The 23,387-nt window shown below is 71.9% G+C and carries 21 protein-coding genes; 9 read left to right on the top strand and 12 right to left on the bottom strand.

From position 1 onward, the window contains the following. Positions 1-115: 115 nt before the first annotated feature. Positions 116-1,903: a M28 family peptidase gene (locus ACGFN2_RS10945; protein ID WP_393359237.1), complete on the top strand. Its 1,788-nt coding sequence runs from the start codon at positions 116-118 to the stop codon at positions 1,901-1,903. Positions 1,904-2,014: 111 nt separating this feature from the next. On the opposite strand, the gene ACGFN2_RS10940 is transcribed toward ACGFN2_RS10945, so the two are convergent. The 4 genes from ACGFN2_RS10940 to ACGFN2_RS10925 all read right to left on the bottom strand — a co-directional run bounded on the left by ACGFN2_RS10940 (position 2,015) and on the right by ACGFN2_RS10925 (position 6,054). Then, entirely contained in the window at positions 2,015-2,341 is a 327-nt protein-coding gene (locus ACGFN2_RS10940; RefSeq protein ID WP_362607172.1) for a hypothetical protein, read from the bottom strand. Between the two features lie 165 nt (positions 2,342-2,506). Next, positions 2,507-3,349: a DUF1206 domain-containing protein gene (locus ACGFN2_RS10935; protein WP_393359235.1), complete on the bottom strand. Its 843-nt coding sequence runs from the start codon at positions 3,347-3,349 to the stop codon at positions 2,507-2,509. A 172-nt stretch (positions 3,350-3,521) separates the two neighbouring features. Further along, positions 3,522-4,811: a PP2C family protein-serine/threonine phosphatase gene (locus ACGFN2_RS10930; RefSeq protein ID WP_362607205.1), complete on the bottom strand. Its 1,290-nt coding sequence runs from the start codon at positions 4,809-4,811 to the stop codon at positions 3,522-3,524. A 349-nt stretch (positions 4,812-5,160) separates the two neighbouring features. Then, entirely contained in the window at positions 5,161-6,054 is an 894-nt protein-coding gene (locus tag ACGFN2_RS10925; RefSeq protein WP_393359233.1) for a virginiamycin B lyase, read from the bottom strand. A gap of 294 nt (positions 6,055-6,348) precedes the next feature. Between ACGFN2_RS10925 and ACGFN2_RS10920 the strand changes: the two genes are divergently transcribed. Next, positions 6,349-7,236: a SigB/SigF/SigG family RNA polymerase sigma factor gene (locus ACGFN2_RS10920; RefSeq protein ID WP_393359231.1), complete on the top strand. Its 888-nt coding sequence runs from the start codon at positions 6,349-6,351 to the stop codon at positions 7,234-7,236. Between the two features lie 123 nt (positions 7,237-7,359). Here the strand turns inward: ACGFN2_RS10920 and ACGFN2_RS10915 are convergent, their stop codons facing one another. After that, entirely contained in the window at positions 7,360-8,595 is a 1,236-nt protein-coding gene (locus tag ACGFN2_RS10915; protein ID WP_393359229.1) for a PP2C family protein-serine/threonine phosphatase, read from the bottom strand. Positions 8,596-8,698: 103 nt separating this feature from the next. After that, positions 8,699-9,457, bottom strand: a complete 759-nt coding sequence (locus ACGFN2_RS10910; RefSeq protein ID WP_362607176.1) for an IclR family transcriptional regulator C-terminal domain-containing protein — start codon at positions 9,455-9,457, stop codon at positions 8,699-8,701. Between the two features lie 148 nt (positions 9,458-9,605). Here ACGFN2_RS10910 and ACGFN2_RS10905 point away from each other — a divergent pair, with 148 nt between their 5' ends. Beyond that, on the top strand, positions 9,606-10,232 hold the full coding sequence (locus ACGFN2_RS10905; RefSeq protein ID WP_393359227.1) for an alpha-ketoglutarate-dependent dioxygenase AlkB: 627 nt from the start codon (positions 9,606-9,608) through the stop codon (positions 10,230-10,232). 618 nt (positions 10,233-10,850) lie between these two features. On the opposite strand, the gene ACGFN2_RS10900 is transcribed toward ACGFN2_RS10905, so the two are convergent. Continuing rightward, complete coding sequence (locus ACGFN2_RS10900; protein WP_362607179.1) at positions 10,851-11,615, bottom strand: ankyrin repeat domain-containing protein; 765 nt, start codon at positions 11,613-11,615, stop codon at positions 10,851-10,853. A 176-nt stretch (positions 11,616-11,791) separates the two neighbouring features. Here ACGFN2_RS10900 and ACGFN2_RS10895 point away from each other — a divergent pair, with 176 nt between their 5' ends. After that, complete coding sequence (locus ACGFN2_RS10895; protein WP_393359225.1) at positions 11,792-12,529, top strand: VOC family protein; 738 nt, start codon at positions 11,792-11,794, stop codon at positions 12,527-12,529. Between the two features lie 150 nt (positions 12,530-12,679). On the opposite strand, the gene ACGFN2_RS10890 is transcribed toward ACGFN2_RS10895, so the two are convergent. The 4 genes from ACGFN2_RS10890 to ACGFN2_RS10875 all read right to left on the bottom strand — a co-directional run bounded on the left by ACGFN2_RS10890 (position 12,680) and on the right by ACGFN2_RS10875 (position 16,953). Continuing rightward, positions 12,680-13,942 (bottom strand): glycosyltransferase, encoded by a 1,263-nt coding sequence (locus tag ACGFN2_RS10890; RefSeq protein WP_393359223.1) that lies wholly within the window; start codon positions 13,940-13,942, stop codon positions 12,680-12,682. A gap of 132 nt (positions 13,943-14,074) precedes the next feature. Beyond that, a complete protein-coding gene (locus ACGFN2_RS10885) occupies positions 14,075-15,136 on the bottom strand; it encodes a class I SAM-dependent methyltransferase (protein ID WP_362607184.1) in 1,062 nt (353 codons plus the stop codon). Positions 15,137-15,368: 232 nt separating this feature from the next. After that, positions 15,369-16,448 carry an acyltransferase family protein gene (locus ACGFN2_RS10880; protein ID WP_393359221.1) on the bottom strand — a complete coding sequence of 360 codons (1,080 nt, stop codon included), beginning with the start codon at positions 16,446-16,448 and terminating at the stop codon, positions 15,369-15,371. A 313-nt stretch (positions 16,449-16,761) separates the two neighbouring features. Further along, positions 16,762-16,953: a hypothetical protein gene (locus ACGFN2_RS10875; protein ID WP_362607187.1), complete on the bottom strand. Its 192-nt coding sequence runs from the start codon at positions 16,951-16,953 to the stop codon at positions 16,762-16,764. Positions 16,954-17,021: 68 nt separating this feature from the next. Here ACGFN2_RS10875 and ACGFN2_RS10870 point away from each other — a divergent pair, with 68 nt between their 5' ends. Then, on the top strand, positions 17,022-18,083 hold the full coding sequence (locus ACGFN2_RS10870; protein ID WP_362607188.1) for a S1 family peptidase: 1,062 nt from the start codon (positions 17,022-17,024) through the stop codon (positions 18,081-18,083). Positions 18,084-18,255: 172 nt separating this feature from the next. Then, positions 18,256-20,097: a murein biosynthesis integral membrane protein MurJ gene (gene murJ / locus ACGFN2_RS10865; protein WP_393359218.1), complete on the top strand. Its 1,842-nt coding sequence runs from the start codon at positions 18,256-18,258 to the stop codon at positions 20,095-20,097. Positions 20,098-20,138: 41 nt separating this feature from the next. Here murJ and ACGFN2_RS10860 read toward each other — a convergent pair whose 3' ends face one another. Then, positions 20,139-20,570: a protein-tyrosine phosphatase family protein gene (locus tag ACGFN2_RS10860; protein ID WP_362607191.1), complete on the bottom strand. Its 432-nt coding sequence runs from the start codon at positions 20,568-20,570 to the stop codon at positions 20,139-20,141. Positions 20,571-21,025: 455 nt separating this feature from the next. On the opposite strand from ACGFN2_RS10860, the gene ACGFN2_RS10855 reads away from it, so the two are divergent. The 3 genes from ACGFN2_RS10855 to ACGFN2_RS10845 all read left to right on the top strand — a co-directional run. Beyond that, positions 21,026-21,700: a hypothetical protein gene (locus tag ACGFN2_RS10855; RefSeq protein WP_362607193.1), complete on the top strand. Its 675-nt coding sequence runs from the start codon at positions 21,026-21,028 to the stop codon at positions 21,698-21,700. A gap of 121 nt (positions 21,701-21,821) precedes the next feature. Then, entirely contained in the window at positions 21,822-22,565 is a 744-nt protein-coding gene (locus tag ACGFN2_RS10850; RefSeq protein WP_362607195.1) for an IPT/TIG domain-containing protein, read from the top strand. A 162-nt stretch (positions 22,566-22,727) separates the two neighbouring features. Further along, positions 22,728-23,387: IPT/TIG domain-containing protein (locus ACGFN2_RS10845; protein ID WP_393359453.1), on the top strand; the 660-nt coding region annotated here is incomplete at its 3' end.

Raw genomic sequence — 23,387 nt, 5'->3', positions numbered from 1 at the left:
CTGTCGCGCACCAGCCCCACCTGGTCGGCACCGGCCGGACGACACAAGGCGCTGCCACGGCCCGGCGCTCCACCAGAACCTCCGTCGGTAGCACTCCCTACCCCCTCAAGGAGCCATGGTGTTTCGAAGATTCGCGGTGGCCGGGATATCCCTCGCCGCCACCCTCGGAGCGGCCGCCCTGGCCGTAGCTCCCCCGGCCGCGGCCACCTCCCGGAACCACCCGACCGCGATCTCGGCCGACCGGGCCGTGAGCGCCGCGCCCGGTGCGGCGGCCCGCGGCCTCGCCGCTGCCCCGGACATCGATGTGGCCAAGGTCCAGGCACATCTCACCGAGCTGAACAACATCGCCACCCGCAACGGCGGCAACCGCAAGTCCAGCGGACAGGGCTACCGGGACTCCGTCGCCTACGCCAAGAGCAAGCTCCAGGCGGCCGGTTACACCGTCACCGAGCAGCCCTGCACCTCCGGCTGCGCCACCGGAGCCGGCCCCAACCTGATCGCCGAATGGCCGCAGGGCGACGCGAGCAAGGTCTATATGTTCGGTTCCCACCTCGACAGCGTCGGCGCCGGACCGGGCATCAATGACAACGGCTCCGGCTCGGCCGCACTGCTGGAAACCGCGCTCACCCTCGCGGAACAGCACCCCACCATGGCGTCCCGGGCCCGCTTCGCCTGGTGGACGGACGAGGAGCAGGGCCTCAACGGCTCCGACTTCTACGTCGGTTCGCTCTCCTCCGCCGAGCGGTCGAAGATCAAGGCCTACTACAACTTCGACATGATCGCCTCGACCAACGGCGGCTACTTCATCAACCATGTCACCTCCGCCGCGGCCCAGCCGATGAAGGCGTACTGGGACTCCCTCGGCCTCCAGCCCGAGGAGAACACCGAGGGCGCCGGCCGCTCCGACGACTACTCCTTCGAGCGGGCCGGCATCCCCACCTCCGGATACGCGATGGGCGCCAGTGCCCGGAAGACCTCGGCGCAGGCGGCCAAGTGGGGCGGCACCGCCAACCGCGCCTACGACCCCTGCTACCACCAGTCCTGCGACACCACCAGCAACATCAACGTCACCGGACTGAACCGCGCCGTCGACGGCATCGCCGCCACCCTGTGGCAGGTCGCGGTCGGCGACTCCACCCCGGCGAACGACTTCTCGCTGGCCACCAGCCCGGCCGCCGGCAGCGTCGACCCGGGCGCCTCGGCCACCGCCACCGTCTCCACGGCGACCACCAACGGCTCAGCGCAGACCGTGAAGCTGTCGGCCACGGGCGCCCCAGCCGGAGTGACGGTGTCCTTCAACCCGGCCTCGGTGACCTCCGGCAGCAGCTCCACCATGACCGTCGCCACGACCTCCGGCGTGGCACCCGGCACCTACCCCCTCACGATCACCGGCACCGGGTCCGTCACCCACAGCGCGACCTACACCCTGACCGTCAAGGGGTCCGGCGGCTGCACCGGCCAACAGCTCCTGGCCAACGGCGGATTCGAGAGCGGCACCACACCCTGGACGGGTGACACCGGCGCGATCGGCGCCCATTCCGGTCAGTCCGCCCACAGCGGCAGCCGGTTCGCCTGGCTCGGCGGCTATGGTTCCTCCGCCTCCGACACCCTCAGCCAGACGGTGACCGTGCCCGCGGGATGCGGCAAGGCCACCCTGTCCTACTGGCTGCACATCGACACCGACGAGAACGAGCGCGTCGCCTACGACACCTTCAAGGTCAAGGTGGGCAACACCACCCTGACCACCCTCTCCAACACCGACGCCGCCGGCGGCTACACCCAGCGCAGCGTGGACCTGAGCCCCTACATCGGCCAGCGCATCACCCTCACCTTCACCGCCACCGAGGACAGCAGCCTGCAGACCAGCTTCGTCGTCGACGACGCGACGCTCCAGACCGGCTGACCAGACGGCGCCGGGGGAGCGGGCTCTGTCGTGCCCCGCCCCTCCGGCGCCTCCGCATGTCTGCTGACCGTCCGCCACCTCCGGGGGGGCGGGCCGTCCCGGCCGAGCGGGTCAGGCCGCCGTCTCGCCCGTCGGGAAGCAGGCGGCGGTGTAGTGGCCCCGCTCGCCGGTGGCCGTCCAGCCACCGGTGCCGTGACCCGGGTCGGTGAGGGCGAAGCCGTTCTCGCGCAGTTGCCCGCGGAGTGCGTCGGCGGGGAAGCCGGTGCCGTCGGGGGTGTCCTCGACGGGCCACAGCGTGACGAGCAGCGCCTCGGTGTCACCCCGTTCGGGCTCGCGGTCGAGGCTGGCGATCTCGAGGTGCCAGCGGCCGTTCCGGACGAAGGCCTCCGCGCGGAACGCGGCTCGCACCGTCCGGGCGTTCTCATGGGTCTCGGTCATACGGGGTGAACTCCTGTCGTGGGGCAAGGCGTCGTGGGGCAGGGGAGTGGCCGGTGTGTGACGCTCCGGTGGGCGGTGGGCGGTGGGCGGTGGGCGGTGGACGGTCGGCGAAGCGCGGTGGGCGGCCTCGGAGTTGCGCCGTCCGCGTGGCAGGGCGCCGCGCCGTCACATCGTGCGCCACCTGGCCATCGTGAACGAGAAGAGGCCGAACAGGGCGAGTCCCGCGGCGGTCGCGGCGAGCAGCCAGGGACCGGCCGAGGTGTCTGTGAAGGAGCGGAGCGTGTCATCCATGCCCTTGGCCCGGTCGGGGTCGTAGGTCACCGCGGCCTTGACGACGAACACCCCGGCGACCGCGAACACCCCACCGCGGGCGAGGCCGCCGGTGATGCCCAGCACATCGACCCCGCGCCGCTGCCGGGCCGACATGCCGCTCCGGTCGAGATGCTTGTGGAACTTCCGGAGAGCGGCGCGCACCGCGATCCAGGCCCCGGCGGCGGCAATGCCCACTCCCGCCGCCGCCACCAGCCAGGGGCCGCCGGGCAGGCCCAGCGCCTGGGCCGTGGCGTCCCGGGACTGCTGGTCGCTGGCCCCGCTGCCGCTGCTCTTCTCCCCTGCGGCGAAGGACATGACGGAGAACGCCACCACGGCGTAGAACACGGCACGGGCCAACGACAGCAGCCGCGTCCCGGTCTTGTGCCCGTCGGGCCCGGCCGCCCCGAAGCCCGCTTCGGACAGGCGCCACAGCGCCATGCCCGCCAGGCCCAGGCCGAGTGCCCAGATCAGCACGCCGCCGAACGGCCGGGCGGCGATCTCCGCCAGCGCCCCGCCCCGATCGGCCTGCTCACCGGAGTCACCGAACGCGATCCGCAGCGCCAGCACCCCCACCAGCAGGTAGATCACGCCCCGTGCCACGAAACCACCACGGGCCGCGATCCGGACCGCCGGGCTGCGGGCGGCACGGCGGGCCGCGGCCCGTCCGGTGAGGGGTATCGCGCTGGTCGGGTGCATGGGGTGCCTCCAGAGGCTCTTCCGGTGCCGTCGAGGGTGCACACCGTTTGCCCCTGGCCACGGAACGGAAACCACCGGGCCCGCCGCCCCCGGCCGCTCCGCCTCCCCCGACTCACCGTCACTCCGCACCGCCACGACGACGCCCTGCCACCTGGCCCCTGGCACGGACGCCTCACCGGGCATCGGTGTCGGGAGCCGTCCAGGCGGTGGGCAGCGCCGTGGCGGGAGTGGTGTGTTCGGGGAGACCGGCGAGGGCCTCGACACGGGCGGGGCGGTAGGGGGTGGGGCCGCTCCATTCGAGCAGCAGCACGGTGGCGTCGTCCTCCAGCCGACCGTTGTGGTATGCGAGATGACGGCGGATCAGCCGGCGCAGCGTCTCGGGCACCGGCAGTCCGTCGGCATGGTGCTGGAGGAGGAAGTCGGCGAAGCTCTCCAGGCCGAATTCCTGTCCGGTGTGGTCCCGCGCTTCGGTGATGCCGTCGGTGTAGAGCAACAGCCGGTCGCCGGGCTCCAGTTGGTCCCGGCGGAGCGTCGGCGGCACACCCAGGTCGGTGCCCATGGGAGGGGCGGGCGAGCAGGACAGGGTCAGGGCTGTGCGCCCGTTGCGGATGATGACCGGTGGCGGATGTCCGAGGCTGGTCCAGGTCAGCACTCCGGTGCCGGCGTTCAGCTCGGCCAGGAGGCCGGTGGCGAAGCGGTGCGAGCCGAACTGCTCCACGAGGGCCCGCTCCACGGCCTCGGCGATCTCCAGGATGCCGCAGTCCCGCCGACGGTGGTTGCGGCTGGCGGCGAGCGCGAGATTCGCGGTCAGTCCGGCGGCCGTGTCATGGCCCATGGCGTCGAAGAGCGCCAGGTGCACGGTCTCCTCGGCGATGGCGTAGTCGAAGACATCGCCGCTGACCTCGTAGGCGGGCTCCATCACCGCGCTGATCAGCACCCGGTCGGTGGCGAAGGTCCGGGGCGGCATGACGCGCCACTCCATCTCGGCGGCCACGTTCATCCGCCGGCGCCGCACCAGCCGGGCGTAGGTGTCGCTTCCCCCTCGCTTGCTGACCACCATCAAGGCGATGAGTCCGCCGAGGTTGCGCAGGTCCTGGGCCGCCTGGGCGTCCATCTCCGTGTCCGGGGCGCCGGTGGCGCGCAGCACCCCCAGCCGTTCGGTGCCGTCGAGCATCGGCACCCACCACTGGCCGCTCTCGGAAGTGGTGCCCGCGACGATGCCCCCGGTCTGGAACGCCCGGCCGGCGAGCGTGCCTTCCACCCGCACCACGTCCGGCGCCGGTTCCTGTTCTCCTTCGGGGCCGGTCGCCCGGCCCCGGAGCCGGCACAGGATCACCTGCTGGAGATCGGCGAGGTAGATCTGCACATCCAGCCAGCCGACCTTGGCCGCGTGCTTGGCGACCAGGTCCGGGATCTGCTCCAGGGTGACCACATGGCTCGCGGCGACAAGGTCACCCAGCATCCGCCCCCGGGCGGCTGGACTGCTCATGGCGGCACCTTTCCTCGGGCCTGGGCCCACCGGGCCGTCCGCCCGTGGGCTGTCCCTTCACAGCATCGCCGGCTGCCCTGCGGCCAGGGACGATGCCCGTGCTGTCGATCCCTGTGCTGTCGATACCTGTGTTGTCGATGGTGACACCCGGACGGAGCCCGCCGACAGCGACACCGCGGTGCGACACATGAGTGACCCCTCTGCGTGGCGGACGGTGGCCCTGCGTGACGGCATGCGGCGCGTCGCGGCCGAGAGGTGGCCCGCTCATGAGCGATGCCCCCGAACACCGGCCGGACCCCCTGGCGCGCCGGCCAGGCCACCGCTACAGCGCCAGCCGGGCCACCGCCCCGATCTCCAGCGCCACGTAGAGGGCGCCGTCCGGCCCGAAGGCGAGGCCGTGCGGTTCGGACGAGGCGACCGGCAGCTCGTACTCCTCGATACGGCCGTCAGGGGATATGGAGCCGACACGGTTGGCTCCCCACTCGGTGAACCAGCAGTCGCCGCCCGGTCCGGCGACGATCGCATGGGGCCGGGACGCCGGGTCCGGGAGGGGGAACTCGTCGATCCGGCCCTCGGTGGTGATCCGGCCGATCTGGCCGGCCCCTATCTCCACGAACCAGAGTGCGCCGTCCCCGCCGCAGGTGATGCCGACCGGTGCGGCGTTCCGGGTGGGGAGGGGGTGGAGGGCGATCTCGCCGTCGAAGCCGATACGACCGATCGCATGGCCTTGATTGAGCGTGAACCACAGGGCGTCATCGGGACCGGTGGTGATCCCGGAGGGGAAGGCGCCACTGACCGGCAGCGGATACTCCGTCACCTGGCCGTCCGTGCCCATCCGGCCGATCCGGTCGCTGTGCAGCTGGGTGAACCACAGCGCGCCATCGGGGGCGGAGGCGATACCGAAGGGGCCACTGTCCGGGGTGGGCAGCGGAAACGAGGTCGCCCGGCCGGTCACGGTGATCCGTCCGATCCGGTGGTCCCGGTTTCGGGTGAACCACAGCGCACCGTCGGGCCCCGAGGTGATCACCGACGGTCCGCAGGTCGTGGAGTCGAGTGTGTAGCGGTCGAGTTGACCGTCCGGCGTGAGGCGGGCGATCTGACCGGCGTGGACCAGGGCGCACCACAGGGCGCCATCGGGACCGGTGGTGAGGGCGTACGGACCCGCGTCGGCATCGGAGACAGGGATCTGCCGGAACGCGGCGGAGTGTGGGGTCATTGCCGGGGAGGCTCCTTTCGGCGGGGGAGGGGTGGGAGCGGGACGAGCCCACAGACGACGGAACGGCTATCGCAACATCAGTTGCATTAATGATGCTGTCATGACGCCATCGCAGAAGCAAGAAGTTTTCTGCCGCGACCTTCGCCTCCACCTCCGCCTCCACCCCGTCACCGGCCCCGTCAACAGCGCGCACTCCGCCGTCAGTTGCACCCATGAGAACCACCGGACATGCATGTGACACCGGCGGGTAGGGGACCGTGCGACGGGGGCTCAGCAACAGGCAGGAGCCAGAGCATGAGGAGCAACAGCACCACGGCGGCGGGAATGGAGCCGGAGACCATGTCGAAGGTGTGTGCCGTTCCGGAGCCGACGGTGCTGCCGCGCATCCCGGCTCCGCAACGCGTCGCCCCCGCCGACGCCCGCGAGTTGTCCAAGCTCTTCCTCCAGCGCCTGGAGGAGGTGGAGGAGGGCACGCAGGAGTACCAGTACGTGCGGAACACCCTCATCGAGATGAACCTCTCCCTGGTGCGCTACGTCGCCCGCCGCTTCTCCAGCCGCAGGGAGTCCATGGAGGACGTCCTGCAGGTCGGCACGATCGGTCTGATCAAGGCCATCGACCGCTACGACCCGTCCCGTGACGTGGAGTTCACGACACTGGCCGTCCCGTACATCCAGGGTGAGATCAAGCGGTTCTTCCGCGACACCACCTGGTCGGTACGGGTGCCGCGGCGCCTTCAGGAGCTCCGGATCGACCTCTCCCGGGCCCGGGAGGAGCTGGAGGGGCAGGGCAGCCACGAGCCGTCCGTCGCGGAGCTGGCCGACCATCTCGGCATGACGGAGGACGAGGTGGCGGAGGGCCTGGTGGCCTGCAACGGCTACGACAGTGACTCCATCGACCGGCCCATCCAGGCCGGTGGTGGCGGCAAGCAGGAGACCGGACTCGTCGCCGACCTCATCGGCACCGAGGACCCCGCCCTCGCCCTGGCCGAGGACGTCCAGGCCCTCAAGCCCCACCTGGCCAAGCTGGAGGACCGGGACCGCACCCTCCTCCAGCTGCGCTTCGGGGCGGAGATGACACAGGCCGAGATCGGCGAGGAACTGGGCCTCTCCCAGATGCATGTCTCACGCCTGCTGACCCGCGCCTGCACCACCCTGCGCCAGGGACTGCTCGCCGAGGGGTAGGGCGGCCCGCGGCGCCGGTGGCGCAGCAGCTGCCCCCGTACTCAGCCCGCCCGGCTGCTGCCCTTCAGACTGCCCCAGCCGTGCCGGCCGTCGATACGGCCTCCGCCCCGGTGGCCCGCCGTCCTACTCCGCGGCCACCGGCCTGGACGGGCACCGGCCGGCCGGTGCGTCGAGGCCCTCCGGTACCGCCGCGGCGACGGCCGGCTTACGGAGCAGGAGCATCGCGGCGTCGTCATGGAGTTCTCCGCCCACATGCGTGAGCAGATCCTCGTGGAGCGCGGCGAGGGTGCGTGACGGCTCCGCCGAGAGGTGCCGGGCCAGTCGCTCCCGGAGGGGATAGAACTCCCGCTGGTGGTCGCGGGCCTCGGTCACACCGTCGGTGTAGAAGAGCAGCTGGTTGCCGTCGGCCAGCGCTACCTCCTGGAGGGCCGGGACCTCCCCGGCCAGGGACCGCAGGCCGAGTGGCGGGGCCGGCCGGGCGGGCTCCACGGGCAGCACGCCCGACTCCTGGACCAGCAGCGGCGCGGCATGCCCGCAGTTGACCAGCTCCATCCGGTCGGCTTCCGGGTACCCGGCGATCACCGCGGTGACGAAGTCGTCCGGGCCGAGATTGCGGGCCAGGCTCCGTTCGATGCGGTGGACGACGTCGAGGAGGTCCGGCTCGTCGTAGGCCGCCTCCCGGAAGACGCCCAGGACCAGGGCGGCGACCCCGACCGCGGGCAGCCCCTTGCCGCGTACGTCGCCGACGATCAGCCGGATGCCGAAAGGGGTCGGCACCAGCGCATAGAGGTCACCGCCGATGCGTGCCTCGGCCGCGGCGGCGCTGTAGTGGACCGCCGCCTGGAAATGCCCCACGGTCGCGGGCACCGGCTTGAGGAAGGCGTGCTGGGCGGCCTCGGCGACCGAGCGGACCGCGGCCAGCACCTGTTCCCGGCGTCTGCGCAGGGCGCCGGCCAGACTGCTGGCCAAGGTCACGGCGGTCAGCGCGGACAGGACGATCGCCAGCTCACGATCCGGCGTGCCGGCATGCACCCCGATGGCCGTGCCCAGGCCCACGGCCAGCGCGCCGATACGCAGCACACCCCACGGTCCGCTGGTGGCGGCGGCCAGTGCGGGGCCGACGGCGAGCAGCGGCAGCCAGCTCATCCCGGTGTCGTCCGCCAGGGCCAGGCACGCGACGGCGGCGGTGAGCAGAAACGGCACCGCGGCGGCGAAGTGCCGGAGGGCGCCCGCACCGCCCGACGGCGCGTCGCCCCGGGACCGGAGGGGGCGCCGGGCGGTCATCCGCAGAGCGGAGAGGCGATGCGCTCGCGGCGACTGCGGCCGGTGGGCGTGGTGATGGATTCGGGCTGGGCGCATGTCCTAGTCCACCGCTCGCTTCCTACTCACGACACGTACGTGCCTAAATGTCCGTTTCATCTAGGAAACGGGGAGCGGAGCGGCGGCCGCAAGGACCGGAATTTCAGATAGTGAGCGACAGTCCCCTGGTCACCCGGCCCGCCGCCGGGATCAGCCGGTTCCGGACCTCGTCGACCCGGGCGACCCGGTCCGCCCGGAGTGACACACCGAGGGAGCCGAGCATCTCCCCGCTGTACACCGGCACCGCGACACAGAATGTCCCGAGCGCGTACTCCTCCATGTCCGTCACCGCCGGCGCCAGCGGTGACGTGCCCAGTCGTCGGAGGAGTTCGGTGCGGCCGGTGATGGTGCGCGGGGTGAGATCCGCGAGCGGGTGCCGTGAGAGGTAGTCGTCGCGGGCCTCGTCGTCCATCTCGCGCAGTACGCACTTGCCCAGCGCGGTGGCGTGCCCGGCGTCCTCGAACCCCACCCAGAGGTCCACCCGCGGCGCCCGGGGGCCGTCGACGATCTCGACGACCCGGATCTCGCCGTCCTCGTAGAGGGTCAGGTAGGCGGCCGCCGAGAGGTCGTCCCGCAGTGCCGCGAGCGCGGGCCGGATACGGCTCAGCAGCGCCTGGCTCCGTCCCCCGGAGTGCAGCGTGCCCAGCTTCTCGCCCAGGACGAAACCGCCGTCGCCCAGCTTCCGGATGTACCCGTCGTGCGCCAGCGTGCGCAGCAGGTGATACGTGGTGGCCAGGGGGAGCCCCGTCTCCCGTGCCAGCTGCTTCGCCGGGGCACCGCCCTCGTGGGCGCCGACGGCCTCCATCAGCCGGAAGGCCCGCTGCACGGAAGCGATGAGAGTGGGGCCCTCTCCGTTGCCCATACCTTCAGCCTGCCCCCGCCGCCGCGGCCGGGCAAGGCCTGCACCCGGTCAGCGCTTCGCCCGACGAGCCGTCTCCCCTGACGTCTCTCGCCGCTCTCGCAGTCCACACGTCAGAACATGTATTCGATTCTGGGCGTACCCTGGCGGCATGGCCACGCACCTCCAGGGCTCGCTCTTCGACCAGACCGACGAGATCCGGCTCGGTCCGCTGCGCGGGATACGCCGGTCCGCGCTCGGTGACGGTGCCTGGGTCGATCTGCTGCCCGGGTGGCTGAGCGGCGCCGATGCCCTCTTCGAGCGGCTCGCCGCGGAGGTCCCCTGGCAGGCCGAGCGCCGGCGGATGTACGAGCAGGTGGTGGACGTGCCGCGGCTGCTCGCCTTCTACCAGGCCGATGACGCGCTGCCGCACCCCGTCCTGGACGAGGCCAGGACCGCGCTCTCCGCCCACTACGCCACCGAACTCGGCGAACCGTTCACCACCGCCGGCCTCTGCTACTACCGCGACGGCCACGACAGCGTGGCCTGGCACGGCGACCGGATCGGCCGCGGCAGGCGCGAGGACACGATGGTCGCGATCCTGTCCGTGGGGGCGCCGCGCGATCTGCTGCTGCGCCCGCGGCGCGGCGGGAGCTCCGTACGGCACCCGCTCGGGCACGGTGACCTGCTCGTGATGGGCGGCTCCTGCCAGCGGACCTGGGAGCACGCGATCCCCAAGTCCACCCGGGCGACGGGGCCGCGGATCAGCGTTCAGTTCCGGCCGCACGGCGTCCACTGAACACGGCCGCGACGGCCCGGCCGCGCAGCACAGGGCCCCCGAACCGCAAGCGGCTCGGGGGCCCGGCAACTACTGGTGCGCCGTGATCAGTGTCTGTGGCACACGAGGTGGCCGCGGTGCCAGGTCCGGGTCCAGTGGCCCGGGTGGCGGTGACCGTCGCGGTCGCGCCAGCCCGGGTGCCAGACCCGGACCCAGTGACCGTGAACCATGTGACAGTGGCCCCGGTCCACGTGCCTCGTGGGCGAGTGGTCGCCGGGGTGCGACGGCGTGGCCGAGGCGGCTCCCGCCGAGGAGAAGGCGGCACCTCCGGCGAGGGCCAGTGTGGCGGCGCCGAGAGCGAAGGCGCGCTTGAACCCGTCAATCATTTCGGATCATGCCTTTCTGCGTTGCCGTGATGTGAGCTGCCCCGCCGTTGGCCGGGCAGGAATGACCATGCACCTGTGGCGCTCACTCCATCCCGGCAACGCCCATGGTTTTACACAATGCAGACAGAAGCCCGAGAAAAGCAGAAATCCTATGAATAGGGCCGAGGTTCGCTAAACCGCAGGATGCGGGCACGTCCCGGTCGTTCTGGCCGGGGCGTGCGGGGAATCCGGTGCGCCCCCGGGCCGGGCCGCCTCACTCCCGCGTGTTCTCCTCCAGCAGGGCCACGATCGCGGCGTGCCCCGTCTCCAGGTGGTACTCGGCGCCCGGCCTGCCGTCCGGCGCGCAGATGACGAGCTCGACCAGTTCGGTGCCCTCGGGGCGCGGGCTGCGGCGCACCTCGCACCGGGCGTCCGGGGCAGCGCCCAGCCTCCGGCGCAGTTCGCTCTCGATGTCCTTGCCGCTCTCGGCACGGGCCAGGTGCCAGGCCGTACGGCCCTCCGCATCCGTGAGCCGCGGATCGGCGCCATGGCGCAACAGGGCCCGCACCACCGCGATCGACCCCCGCGCGGCCGCCGCCATCAACGGGGTGCGGCGGGGATGGCCCATGTCCGGTTCGGCCCCGCCGTCCAGCAGGAGCTGGGCGGTCCGGTGGTGGCCGTTGTCGGCCGCCCACATCAAGGCGGTGGACGAAGTGCCGTCGTCCTCCCTCAGGTTGGGGTCGGCGCCGTGTTCGAGCAGTGCGCGCACCGTCTCGTCATGACCCCAGCAGGCCGCCGCACACAGGGGCAGTCCCTCACTTCCCGGTTCGCCCCTGCTCTCCGTGTCGGGCGCGGCGCCCGCCTCCAGCAGCCGCCGCACGATGTCCGACCGCCCCGAGACCGCGGCCACGTACAACGGCGTCTCCCCGTCGGCGTCCGGCGCGGACGGCGAGGCACCTTGCCGCAACAGCGCCGCCACCGTGTCCGCCCGGTCCTGGTGGATGGCGGAGATCAACTTCGGGGTCAACGCCTCGTTCATGCAGGGTCCTTCCTCGGGAAAGCCGGCTGCGGCGCAGCGTATGACGACCCCGCCCGAGGGCGCGGCGGCCATGGCGCGCCGGGCGACGGCGGGGTGGGCGGGGCGGTGCCGTACGCGCGGCAGGACGAGCCGGAATTCGCATGCCTGCCCGATGAGAGATCGCTAGGGTGTGCGGAATGACGCTGCATCTTGTTCAGGTGAACTTCAAGGCCGGGGACGACTCGGCGCTCGGCCGGTTCTGGGCGGAGGTGCTCGGCTGGGATGTCTCCAGCGAAGGGCCCGGCGTCACCAACCTGGTACCCGTGGGCTTGGACTGGCCGGACCCGTCCGCCGTCTGCGTCGATCTCGTCCGCGTCCCGGACCCGGAGACGGTGAGGTACCGCGTGCACCTCGAACTCGCCACCACCTCCGACGCCCATCAGGCGGAGTTGGTCGCACGTCTGAAGGAACTCGGGGCGACGTCCGCCGATGTGGGCCAGGGCGACGTGCCGTGGACGGTGATGGCCGACCCGGAAGGCAACGTGTTCAGCGTCCTGGAGCCCCGGGAGCTCTACCGGGACACCGGGCCGATCGCCGCCGTGGTCGTCGCATGCCCCGACCCGCGGGCCATGGTCCGGTTCTGGGGCGAGGCGATCGACTGGACCGTGCACGAACTGACCGACGACCGCGCCCTGTTGCGCTCCGTCAAGGGCGTCGGGCCGTACCTGGAGTTCCGCCGCACGCCTGACGACGAGGTCGTGTGGAGCCGTATCCATCTCGACGTGATGTCCGACCCCGTCGACGATCAGGCGAAGGAGGTCGCCCGTCTCGAAGGCCTCGGCGCGACACGGGCCGACGTGGGTCAGGGCGACGTCTCCTGGGTCGTCCTGGCAGACCCGGCGGGCAACGAGTTCTGCGTCCTCGGCCGCGGCTGACGCGGAACTCCGCCCGCGCCCACCGCATCCGCAGCCTGCTGAAGTTGCGCTTCGCAGCATCAGCAGGGAGGAACTGGCCCAGGACCAGGACCAGGAGCTTTAGCGAGGTGTGCTGCCGGACAGGCCCCTGGTCCCGAAGAGCAACCCTGGTCACCGACCCGCCAGTTGCTCCACGGCCGTCAGGACCCGGCCGGCGCCGTCCTCGGTGCCGAGCAAGGTGGCGACCTGTCGGGCGCGGTGGCGGTACCGGGGGTCGTGTACGGCCTTGCGGAGGGCTTCCGCCAGGTTCTCCGCGGAGAGTCGCCGGAAGGGGAGCCGTCCCGGGCTGACCCGGAGTGCGGTGAGGCGCGAGGCCCAGAAGGGCTGGTCCAGCATCATCGGTACCGGGACCGCCGGTACGCCCGCGCGCAGTCCGGCCGCCGTGGTGCCGGCCCCCGCGTGATGGACGACGGCCGCCATCTTCGGGAACAGCCAGGCGTGCGGCACCTCGCCGACGGTCAGTACCTCGTCCCCGGCCACCGACAGGCCGGAGTCCGCCGACAGGCCGGACCGGCCCGTCTGGACGATGCCGCGCACTCCGGCGAGTTTCAGGGCGCGCGCCACCAGGCGCCCGAGCCGCTCCGGGTCGGTGGGCTCCATACTGCCGAACCCCACGTACACCGGCGGCGGACCGGCGTGCAGGAAGTCCGCGAGCCGGGGCTCCGGCGTCCAGTCGGCGGCCTCCGACGGCCACCAGTAGCCCGCCACGTCCATGCCCCGCCGCCAGTCGACGGGGCGGGGGACCACCACCGGGCTGAAGCCGTGCTGGACCGGCCAGGTGGCCTGACGCCGTTCGAGGACGGCCTGGGGTACGCCCAGTTGGCGTTGCAGATGGTGCACGCCGGGGGCGAAAGCGCGGGCCAGCAGGGACTCGGCGCACCGTGCCGCGGCCCGGTTGGCGAACGGCCCCATCGACGGCATGTCGAAGATGACCGGCGGGAACTCCCGGGTGGGCGCGAGGGGTTGGAGGAAGACGCCGAGGCAGGGCAGCCTCAGCCCCGTCGCCGCCACGAGACCCAATGGGGCCAGACTGCTGGACAGCAGCACGACTTCCGGCCCCGACGCACAGGCCTCCGCCACCGCGTCCGCCATCTCCGGCGCCAACTCCCGTGCCAGCTTTATCTGTTCGACCTTGGAGAGACCGGCCCCGGCGGCCTTTCCGGGCCGGTTGTCCTGGGGGGCGGCCGCCGCTGCGGTGGCGTAGCGGTCGAGTGGAAGCGGACGGAAGCCGAGGCCGCTGCGGCGGACCGTCTCGGCCGAGCGTGCGTGGGTGGCCACCACCACCCGGTGTCCGGCTTGCCGCAGCCGGGCGCCGAGGCCGGTGTAGGGGGCCACGTCCCCGTGCGAACCCGCGGTAGCGATGAGGATGTGCATGGTCGGCAGTGTTCCGTTCCCTGAGTTCCGGCGATTCCGAGCGCGCAGGGCTTCACCCGGGTGGGCTAGCCACCGCGGCGCCCCGGAGCCGGAAACGCTTGTGGTCGTGCGCCGTTGTGCAGGCCGGCGCGGTCAGTCCCGGCGTGCGATCACCCGGTAGGCGTTGGACAGCCGGGTGCGCCGGGTGAGGGGCGCCAGCAGGATGTCGATCCCGAAGAGGACGAGCAGGGCGGGCGCGGCGGCCAGCAGGGACAGCCCGCGGACCCAGCGGCTGACCGGTCCGGGCTTCCTGGGCAGCCAGGGCAGGTCCTCGCCCGGTAGCACGGAGTTCAGCACGTTCACGGCGGCGGAGGTCAGATCGGTGGGGATGTGGGGTTCCCGCCGGTCGGTGGCCACCACGGTGAAGCCCTGCTCGGTCAGTGCGGCGCAGAGGTTGTCCAGGGGGATGAGGTGCAGGTGCTGGGGCTGGAGCCACGGCCCCCACCAGCGGCCCAGCAGCCGCGCGGCGGCGGACTGGGGGTCGGGAACCTCGATCAGGAGGTGCCCGCCCGGCCGGAGCGCCGTGTGCGCGGCGGCCAGTTCCTGCCGTGGTGCCAGCGTGTGCTCCAGGTAGTGGTACATGCTCACCACGTCGTACTGGCAGGTGAACTGGCCCGCCAGACCGGCGAAGGAGCCCCGGTAGGCACGGGAGATGCGCCCGTTGCGTGCGCCGATGTCGACGCCCTCGCCCCAGTCGAGCCCGTGGAATTCGGTCCGCGGGTGGATGCGCTGGGCCTCGGCGCAGAAGTGGCCGTGGCCGGTGCCCACGTCCAGCCAGCGTGCGGGGCGGCCGAACGGGAGCAGGGCCCGTGCGCGGGTCCGGTAGAGCTTGACGGCGAGCGGTGAGGCGGCCATCCGCGCCATCGTCGCCTCGCCCAGCCCGTCGTAGCAGTCGCGGTAGTAGAAATCCAGGCCGTCCGCGCTTAGCCGCGGGTTCTGGAAGACGTGCCCGCAGTTGCGGCACTGGTCGAGGACGAAGCTTCCCGGTTTCCGCTGGGGATGGTTGGTGGTGCGCAGACGCCGGCGCAGGCGGGTGGAGTCGCACCACGGGCAGGTGGTGCGCTCCGGATCGAAGAACCGCCCCAGCCCGTGCGCCAACTCCTCCTGGTAGCGGGGTCTGTGGGCGGCGATCCGCGCGCTTCGCTCGTTCGTCACGGGGCACTCCTTTCTCAGTTGTCGTCCTGGTGGCGCGGGCGTGGCCGTCGGATGCGGCGGTGCGTGCGATACGCGAGGCCGGCTCTCCGCGGCCGGAGCGCGAACCGGCCGAGCCGGACCAGCGGGCTGTGGCACGCGACGGCGGGCCGGGACGTCGTCGTGATCGCGCACCGTGGCGGGAAGGCCCGGCGCGGCGGCTGCGCCCGTCGCCGGCCCGGGCAGCGTCCGGCGCTCATGAGGCCGCGGCCGCACGGGACCGGGCGCGGGCGCGCGAGGTGGAGAAGCGGCGCACACAGGGCCGCTCCACCCCGGCGTGCAGCAGCCACGACACCAGCAGGACGAACGGCAGGGCGAGCAGCACCACATCGAGGTTGCTCCAGCCATGGCCTCTCAGCCCCAGGTACAGCAGCCCCAGCACCAGGAAGTGGACCAGGTACATGGCGTAGGAGAGTTCACCGAGGAACACCACCGGCCGGGCGCGCAGCACCGAGCGCCGGTCACGCAGATCCAGCTCCGCGGTCGCGTACACCAGCATGACGAGCGGGGCCACGGTCGACGCCGCGTACAGGAAGCGCTGCGGCAGGATCTCGGGGTTGATGACGACCGCGCCGATGACGCCCAGCGCCGCCGGGATGACGCCGATCCGTGGAATCCGCAGACCGGACGCGGCGATCCGCGCCGCGATCATGCCGAGGACGAACTCGGGCAGCCGGGTGACCGGCAGCATGTACAGGAACCAGTACTCGGGGAACGACGCCCCGTCCGGGTTGACCACGAGCGCGCAGAACACCGGCCACGACCAGACCACCGCGAGTGCCGTTGCCGCGCCGATCAGCAGCCCACGCGGCGACAGCCGTTTGATCCAGGGCAGCATGACGGGGAAGAGCAGGTAGAAGAAGACCTCGGCCGCGAGGGACCAGGAAACGGGGTTGCCCGCGGAGACGAAGAGATGGCTCGGCACCCAGGTGTGCACCAGGAAGAGGCTGGAGAGCCCGGCCGCGATCCCGGCACCGCCGGTGAACGTCGACGCGCCGGTACCGATGAGCGCGGCGATGATCACGCACCAGATGACGATGTGGTTGGGAAAGATCTTGACGGCCCGCCGCCGCCAGAAGGCGCGTGCGGTGTCGTCCGGGTGGGCGGAGTGCGTCAGCACATAGCCGCTCAGAATGAAGAAGAGCGACACCGCACTGCCGCCCACCCACACCTCGGGCCCGAGGTTCTCGGCGAGATCCGGGTCGATCATCAGCATGCTGTGCGTATAGAGCACCGCGACGGCGGCGGCGAAGCGCAGACCGGTCAGTGAGGACAACCGCTTGGGGGCGGGAGACGTACCGTGCGCGGCCGGGGGAGGCGCGCCGCGCTGACCGCCAACGGGGCGTCCCGGCACGGCGGTTGGCTCGGACGACGGACCGGAGAGATGGTGCACGAGAGGCCTCCTGCGGCGAACGCCCGGGCCCGTAGCACCACTGATTGACGTATGGCTGCGCCGGTGGGTCGCCCGGGAACGGATGGGAAGGACTGGCTCCTTGCCCCGTGCGGAGGAATGGGCGGCCCCGTCGCGCGGATAGCACGATTGACCCACCGCGGCACGCCCCCTGCATAGGGCGGTGGAGCGATTTCACTCATACGGTCCAGCGCTCGGCGAGCCCGCCGAAACCGCCGCCGTACAGGTGATTCCCGCGGACCTGTGGCCGGGCGGGTGTGGTGCGCGCAGCGGACAGGAAGAGATACGTCCGCGCCGCGATGTCAGGCCCCCGGGCCGCGGGCGGTGCCGACAGCCCCTCCAGGTGGGGCAGGCGACGAAGCAACCGCATCCGGGCCCGACACCCTCGCCCGGTCCGACCCCACCCGAGGTCCCGAGTTGAAGCACACCCGCGTACCGATGTCCCGCACCGTCCGCACCGGTGCCGGTCTGATGGCGGCCCTGACCGCCGCCGCCCTCACCCTGCAGACCGCCGATGCCGCCCCCGCCGAGGCGGCCCCCGACCCCCCGACGGCGAGCGCTGCCGGACAGCGCGCCAAGGGCATCAGTTCCACCCTCGGCGCCGACGGGGCCGGCGCCTACTACGACGCCGCGCGCCACAAACTCGTCGTCAACGTGACCACCGAGAACGCCGCGGCCAAGGCACGGGCGGCCGGTGCCGAGGCCAGGGTCGTCAAGCACTCGCTCGCCTCCCTGGACGCCGCCCGCGCCACCCTCAAGAAGCAGGCCACCATCCCCGGCACCTCCTGGGGAATGGACCCCAGGACCAACCAGGTGGTCATCACCGCCGACCGCACGGTCCGCGGCGACAAGCTGGAGCGGCTCAAGCGGGTCGCCGCTTCGCTCGGGGACCGGGCCACCGTCCGGCAGTCGGCGGACACCCTCCGGCCGCTGATCGCCGGCGGCGACGCCATCTGGGGGACCGCGGCGCGCTGCTCGCTCGGCTTCAACGTCACCAAGGGCGGACAGCCGTACTTCCTGACCGCGGGGCACTGCACCAACGCCGTACGGAGCTGGTCCGCGACGCAGGGAGGTGACCAGATCGCGGTGACGGAGGCCGGGACCTTCCCCGGTGACGACTTCGGGATCGTGAAGTACACCGCCGCCGACGTCACCCACCCCGGCGCGGTGGACCTCTACAACGGCAGCATGCAGGCCATCACCCAGGCGGGCGACCCGATCGTCGGTCAGAAGGTGCGGCGCAGCGGCGGCTCCACACACGTACGGGACGGTGACGTCGTCGCGCTCGACGTGACCGCCAACTACCAGGAGGGACCGGTCGACGGTCTGATCCAGACCACCGTCTGCGCGGAGGCCGGGGACAGCGGCGGCTCGCTCTTCGAGGGCGACACGGCCCTCGGCATCACCTCGGGCGGCAGGGGCGCCTGCTCCTCGGGGGGTATGACGTACTACCAGCCCGTGCGCGAGGCCCTGGAGAAGACCGGAGCGCAGATCGACTGACCCGCTCGGCCTCCGGAGCGCACGACGACTTCCGGAACCGCGCCCCCAGAGTGGCCCAACTCCGCCCCTGTGCAGGCCGCATGAGGTGACCCCGCCCGGTCAGTGAAAGAGTGTCCCGTCGAGCGAGGACGGGGCCCTTTCACGGGCCGGGGCAGGACAAGGTGGGGACGTCATGAACGCGCAGGGGCAGGGGAACGACGGCCGGGAGGCGGGGGGCCGGCTCCTTCCGGATGACACGGTCCCGCTGCGGCCACGGCTGGGGAAGCCGTACCCGACCGAGCCGCGCGGGGCGCACGACGGCCCGGTGGCGGACGGAGAGCCGCCCGCAGCGGCGCCCCCGGCCCCCTCCGGTGAGCCGATATCCGGTCCCAAGCGCGGCGGCGCCTCGGGCCTGCTCAGGTCCAGCGCCGTCATGGCGGCGGGCACCCTCGTCTCCCGGGCCACCGGATTCCTCCGCACCCTCGTCATGGCCGCGGCGCTCGGCGTCGGCACCCTCAACGACTCCTACCAGGTCGCCAACGTCCTGCCCGCGATGATCTACTTCCTGGTCGGCGGCGGGGCGCTGAACGCCGTCTTCGTACCGCAGCTCGTGCGGGCCATGAAGGAGGACGAGGACGGTGGCGAGGCGTACGCCAACCGTCTGATCACCCTGGTCCTGGTGGTCCTGGCGGGCGTCACGGTGCTCTGTGTGCTGGCGGCTCCGCTGCTGGTGCACATGATGTCGCCGGGGATCGCCGCCGACCCGCGGCGGATGGCCGTCACCGTGGAGTTCGCCCGCTACTGCCTGCCCACCATGTTCTTCATGGGCGCCCACCTGGTGCTCGGCCAGATCCTCAACGCCCGGGGCCGCTTCGGCGCGATGATGTGGACCCCGGTGCTCAACAACGTCGTGATCATCGCGACGTTCGGGGCCTTCATCTGGGCCTTCGGCGGCGTCACCGAGTCCGGCGTCAGCTCCTCCACCATCACCCCCGAAGGGGTACGGCTGTTGGGCCTCGGCACCCTCCTGGGCCTCGCCGTACAGGCGCTGGCGATGCTGCCCGGTCTGCGCGACGCCCGGTTCACCCTCCGCCCGCGCTTCGACTTCCGCGGCCACGGTCTCGGCAGGGCCATGGGACTGGCCAAATGGACGCTGCTCTTCGTGCTCGCCAACCAGCTCGGCCAGACCGTCGTCATCCAACTGGCCACGGAGGCCGGGTCCCTCGCCGAAGACGCCGGGCACACCGGCGCCGGCATCACCGCCTACACCTACGCCCAGCTGCTGTGGCAGATGCCGCAGGCCATCATCACCGTGTCGGTCATGACCGCGGTGCTGCCACGGATGTCCCGCGCGGTCCAGGACGGGGACGCGGCAGCGCTCCGCGAGGACATCTCCCACGGCCTGCGGACCTCCGCCGTCGCCATCGTGCCCTGCGCGTTCGCCTTCCTGGCGCTGGGCGTGCCGATGGCCACCCTGCTCTACGCCGGCACCGACGCCGAGGGCGCCCGGGGCATCGGCTGGATGCTGATGGCGTTCGGCCCGGGGCTCATTCCCTACTCGGTGCAGTACGTCGTGCTGCGCGGCTTCTACGCCTACGAGGACACCAGGACCCCGTTCTTCAACACCGTCATCGTCGCCGCGGTGAACGCCGCCGCGTCCGGGGCGTGCTTCCTTCTCCTCCCGCCGCGCTGGGCCGTCGCCGGTATGGCCGCCTCCTACGGGCTGGCCTACGCGGTCGGCGTCGGCACCGCCTGGCGCCGGCTGCGCAAGCGGCTGGGCGGCGACCTGGACGGGGCACGCGTCCTGCGGACCTACGCCCGGCTGACCGCCGCGGCGCTCCCGGCGGCACTGGCCGGCGGCGGGGTGGCCTACGCGGTCACCCGCGCCCTCGGCAGCGGCCTCGTGGGCTCCGGGGTGACGCTGCTGGCCGGCGGCGGTGTCCTGCTCGGTGTCTTCGCACTCCTGGCGCACTGGATGAAGGTGACGGAAATCGGCGCCATGGTCGGCATGGTCCGCGGACGCCTCGGCCGCTGAGCCCGGACGGGCCGCCGGGGCGCCCGACGGGCCGTTCGCCGTCAGCCGGTGAAGTGGCGGACGTAGCGCTTCTGCCAGGGGGTTTCGACGGCCCGCGGATGGTAGTTGCGGCGTACGAAGTCCACTGCCTCGCCGGCCGGTACGCCGTCCAGCACCGCCAGACAGGCCAGCGCGGTGCCGGTCCGGCCGCGACCGCCGGCGCAGGCGAACTCGACGCGTTCGGCCCCGGCACGCTCCCATGCCGTGCGGAGCACCTCCCGGGCCCGGTCAGGGCTGCTGGGCAGCCGGAAGTCGGGCCAGCGCAGCCAGACGGACTCCCAGGGGACGTCGGGCGGCTGCTTGCCCAGGAGATGGACGGCGAGGTCCGGCGCCGGGCCCGCCGGCAGCGGTCGGCTCAGGCCCCGGCCCCGGACCAGGCGACCGGAAGGAAGCCGCAGGACCCCGGCATCGGTGGCGTTCCAGGTGTGGGTCATCCGCTCACCGTAGTCGTGTGCCCGATCAAGGACGCGGCCTTCAGGGGTAGTTGACGGTATCCGTCGGCCCGGGGCGGCCGGGTGGCCGGTATGCGGCGGCGCTCGGCGTATCGGGGGTGGCGCCGGGCGGCGGCGCCGGTGTTCTGCGAGGCCGCGGATGCGCGCTCTGCCATTCGAGTGAGTGGGTGGCACGGCCCTTGCAGGCGCGCTCACCCCGATGGGTAACTGGTCATATTCCAATCCGGTGGGCTGCCCATTCCTCTCGGGGGAGTGGTAACTGGCCTGCCGTTCTGTCCGATTGAGCGTGCAGGCAGTGATGCGGCCCTGGCATCGCGGCAGCGCGTCTCCCACGTCTGAGGAAGTGCATTCACCATCCGGTGCCCGCTCATGGGGACCGGATGGTGCGGTAGCTCACGTCACCTCTTTCTGGGGGCGTCATGCGAACTGTCCGCACGTTGCGATCCATCCTCGGGATCTGTGCGCTGACCTTGGGAATGACCGCGGCCCTGGCCGCGGCCCCGACCACGGCACACGCGCAGACCCCGGTGCTGTGCAGTGAGAACGCGCTGGTGAACGCGATCAACGCGGCCAATGCGGCCGGCGGGGACACCCTGGCCCTCGTTCCGTTCTGCACCATCCAGCTCACCAGTGCTCACGGCAGCTCGCCCCACGGGCCGGTGGGGCTGCCGCCGATCACCACCCCGATCACCATGGTGGGGCTGGGAGTCACCATCACCCGTGCCTCCAACGCGCCGGCCTTCCGGATCATGCAGGTCGAGGGCGCGGCGAACGTGCCCGGCACCAACGGCCAGTTGAGTGCGGTGGGCATCACCCTCCGCGGCGGCAGCGCGGTGTCTCCCTATCCGGGAGGCGGCCTCTCGAACCTGGGCGGCACGGTCTCGCTGCTCTCCAGCGCCGTCACCGGCAACACCGCCGTCGCCGGGGGCGGACTCTACAACGACAACGGCAGCATCACGCTGACCACCAGCTCCGTGACCGGTAACCAGGCGACCTCCAGCGGGGGCGGCATCTACGTCAACTCCGGCGGTGTGTCGCTGCTGGGTACGGCGGTGCGCAACAACACCCCGGACAACTGTGCTCCGTCAGGCAGCGTCATGGGCTGCACCTGACGGTCCGGCCGAGGTCTCGGCCGACTGCTCCATCACGCAACCCCCCGACCGGCGACGGTGAACGGCCGACCGGTCGCGGTTCAGCACCCCCTCTCACACACCTCATCAAAGGAGCATCACCATGCCCATCTCCCCCAACCAGGGATCGACCGGCGGCGGGACCACGGTCACCATCACCGGCACCAACCTCGCCGGCGCCACCGCCGTGAAGTTCGGCACGAAGAACGCCACCATCACCGCCAACACGCCCACCTCGGTCACCGTCACGTCGCCCTCCGGCTCGGGCACCGTACCGGTGACGGTGACCACACCCGGCGGTACCAGCAACCCGCTGCAGTTCTTCTACGTCGGCGCGCCGTTCAAGTCCACCCTGTCGCCGGTGAGCGGTGTCACGGCGGGCGGTAACACCGTCACCATCACCGGGACCGGACTCAGCTCCGCCACCTCGGTGTCGTTCGGCGCCAACAGCGCGACCCCGACCGTGGTCAACGACGGTCAGCTGACCGTCACTGTTCCGGCGGGCGCGGCGGCGGGTCCGGTCGGCGTCTCCGTCACCACTGCGGGCGGCACCAACAACGGCTTCTCGTACACCTACATCGACGCGCCCACGGTCGTCAGCCTGAACCCCACCTCCGGTCCGACGTCCGGTGGCACGGTGGTGACCATCACCGGCACCAACTTCAGCACCACGCAGTCGGTCGACTTCGGCGGCACGCTCGCACCGTTCTCCGTCATCAGCGACACCAGCCTCTCGGCCGTCACCCCGCCCGGAGCGGCCGGTGCCGTCGACGTCACCGTGACCACCGGCGGTGGCACCGCCACGGCCGACGACGCCTACACCTACGTCGCCGGCCCCGGCATCTGACCGGACCCCGAGCCGCCGCCCGCCCGGTCCTGCGACCAGGCGGCGGCGGACCACCCGCCCGGGCAGGGACCTTCCCTGCCCGGGCCCTCTCCCCTCCCATGACGAGCCCCGGCCCGGCGCTACTGCTCAGGGCCGGCCGGGGCTCAATGCCCACGAAGGACCATGGCCGTGAATCGCTCCGCACACTCGCCCGTCCCCTCCGCCGCACTGTCCCTGGCCGCCACCCCCACCGTCACCTCCGTGTCCCCCAACTCGGGTTCCACCGCGGGGGGCACGACGGTGACGGTGACCGGTACCGGCTTCACCGGCGCGACCGCCGTCCGCTTCGGCGCCACGCCGTCCCCGTCCTTCACCGTCAACTCCGACACCCAGATCACCGCCACCAGCCCGGTCGGCAGCGGCACGGTACAGGTGACCGTGACCACCCCCAGCGGCACCAGCAACCAGTTCGTCACCTTCTCCTACGTCACCGCGCCCGTTCCGGTGTTGTCGTCGGTGAGTCCGAGTTCGGGGCCGTCGTCGGGTGGGACGGTGGTGACGTTGTCGGGTTCGGGTTTTTCGGGTGCGACGGCGGTGCGGTTCGGTTCGGTGTCGGCTGTGTTTACGGTGAATTCGAGTTCGCAGATCACGGCGACGGCGCCGGCGGGTTCGGGGACTGTGCAGGTGACGGTGGTGACGCCGGGTGGGACGAGTAATGGTGTGGCGTTCACGTATGTGTCGGTGCCTGTTCCGGTGTTGTCGTCGGTGAGTCCGAGTTCGGGGCCGTCGTCGGGTGGGACGGTGGTGACGTTGTCGGGTTCGGGTTTTTCGGGTGCGACGGCG

This window comes from Streptomyces sp. NPDC048612, assembly GCF_043199295.1.
Lineage (GTDB): Bacteria > Actinomycetota > Actinomycetes > Streptomycetales > Streptomycetaceae > Streptomyces.
This window is presented reverse-complemented; position numbering and strand designations above follow the sequence as displayed.

What these genes read in the sequence shown, in the direction of transcription:
- ACGFN2_RS10945 (WP_393359237.1), top strand. Translation starts at nt 116, where the DNA reads ATGGTGTTTCGAAGATTCGCGGTGGCCGGGATATCCCTCGCCGCCACC.
- ACGFN2_RS10940 (WP_362607172.1), bottom strand. Translation starts at nt 2,341, where the DNA reads ATGACCGAGACCCATGAGAACGCCCGGACGGTGCGAGCCGCGTTCCGC.
- ACGFN2_RS10935 (WP_393359235.1), bottom strand. Translation starts at nt 3,349, where the DNA reads ATGCACCCGACCAGCGCGATACCCCTCACCGGACGGGCCGCGGCCCGC.
- ACGFN2_RS10930 (WP_362607205.1), bottom strand. Translation starts at nt 4,811, where the DNA reads ATGCTGGGTGACCTTGTCGCCGCGAGCCATGTGGTCACCCTGGAGCAG.
- ACGFN2_RS10925 (WP_393359233.1), bottom strand. Translation starts at nt 6,054, where the DNA reads ATGACCCCACACTCCGCCGCGTTCCGGCAGATCCCTGTCTCCGATGCC.
- ACGFN2_RS10920 (WP_393359231.1), top strand. Translation starts at nt 6,349, where the DNA reads ATGAGGAGCAACAGCACCACGGCGGCGGGAATGGAGCCGGAGACCATG.
- ACGFN2_RS10915 (WP_393359229.1), bottom strand. Translation starts at nt 8,595, where the DNA reads ATGCGCCCAGCCCGAATCCATCACCACGCCCACCGGCCGCAGTCGCCG.
- ACGFN2_RS10910 (WP_362607176.1), bottom strand. Translation starts at nt 9,457, where the DNA reads ATGGGCAACGGAGAGGGCCCCACTCTCATCGCTTCCGTGCAGCGGGCC.
- ACGFN2_RS10905 (WP_393359227.1), top strand. Translation starts at nt 9,606, where the DNA reads ATGGCCACGCACCTCCAGGGCTCGCTCTTCGACCAGACCGACGAGATC.
- ACGFN2_RS10900 (WP_362607179.1), bottom strand. Translation starts at nt 11,615, where the DNA reads ATGAACGAGGCGTTGACCCCGAAGTTGATCTCCGCCATCCACCAGGAC.
- ACGFN2_RS10895 (WP_393359225.1), top strand. Translation starts at nt 11,792, where the DNA reads ATGACGCTGCATCTTGTTCAGGTGAACTTCAAGGCCGGGGACGACTCG.
- ACGFN2_RS10890 (WP_393359223.1), bottom strand. Translation starts at nt 13,942, where the DNA reads ATGCACATCCTCATCGCTACCGCGGGTTCGCACGGGGACGTGGCCCCC.
- ACGFN2_RS10875 (WP_362607187.1), bottom strand. Translation starts at nt 16,953, where the DNA reads ATGCGGTTGCTTCGTCGCCTGCCCCACCTGGAGGGGCTGTCGGCACCG.
- ACGFN2_RS10870 (WP_362607188.1), top strand. Translation starts at nt 17,022, where the DNA reads ATGTCCCGCACCGTCCGCACCGGTGCCGGTCTGATGGCGGCCCTGACC.
- murJ (WP_393359218.1), top strand. Translation starts at nt 18,256, where the DNA reads ATGAACGCGCAGGGGCAGGGGAACGACGGCCGGGAGGCGGGGGGCCGG.
- ACGFN2_RS10860 (WP_362607191.1), bottom strand. Translation starts at nt 20,570, where the DNA reads ATGACCCACACCTGGAACGCCACCGATGCCGGGGTCCTGCGGCTTCCT.
- ACGFN2_RS10850 (WP_362607195.1), top strand. Translation starts at nt 21,822, where the DNA reads ATGCCCATCTCCCCCAACCAGGGATCGACCGGCGGCGGGACCACGGTC.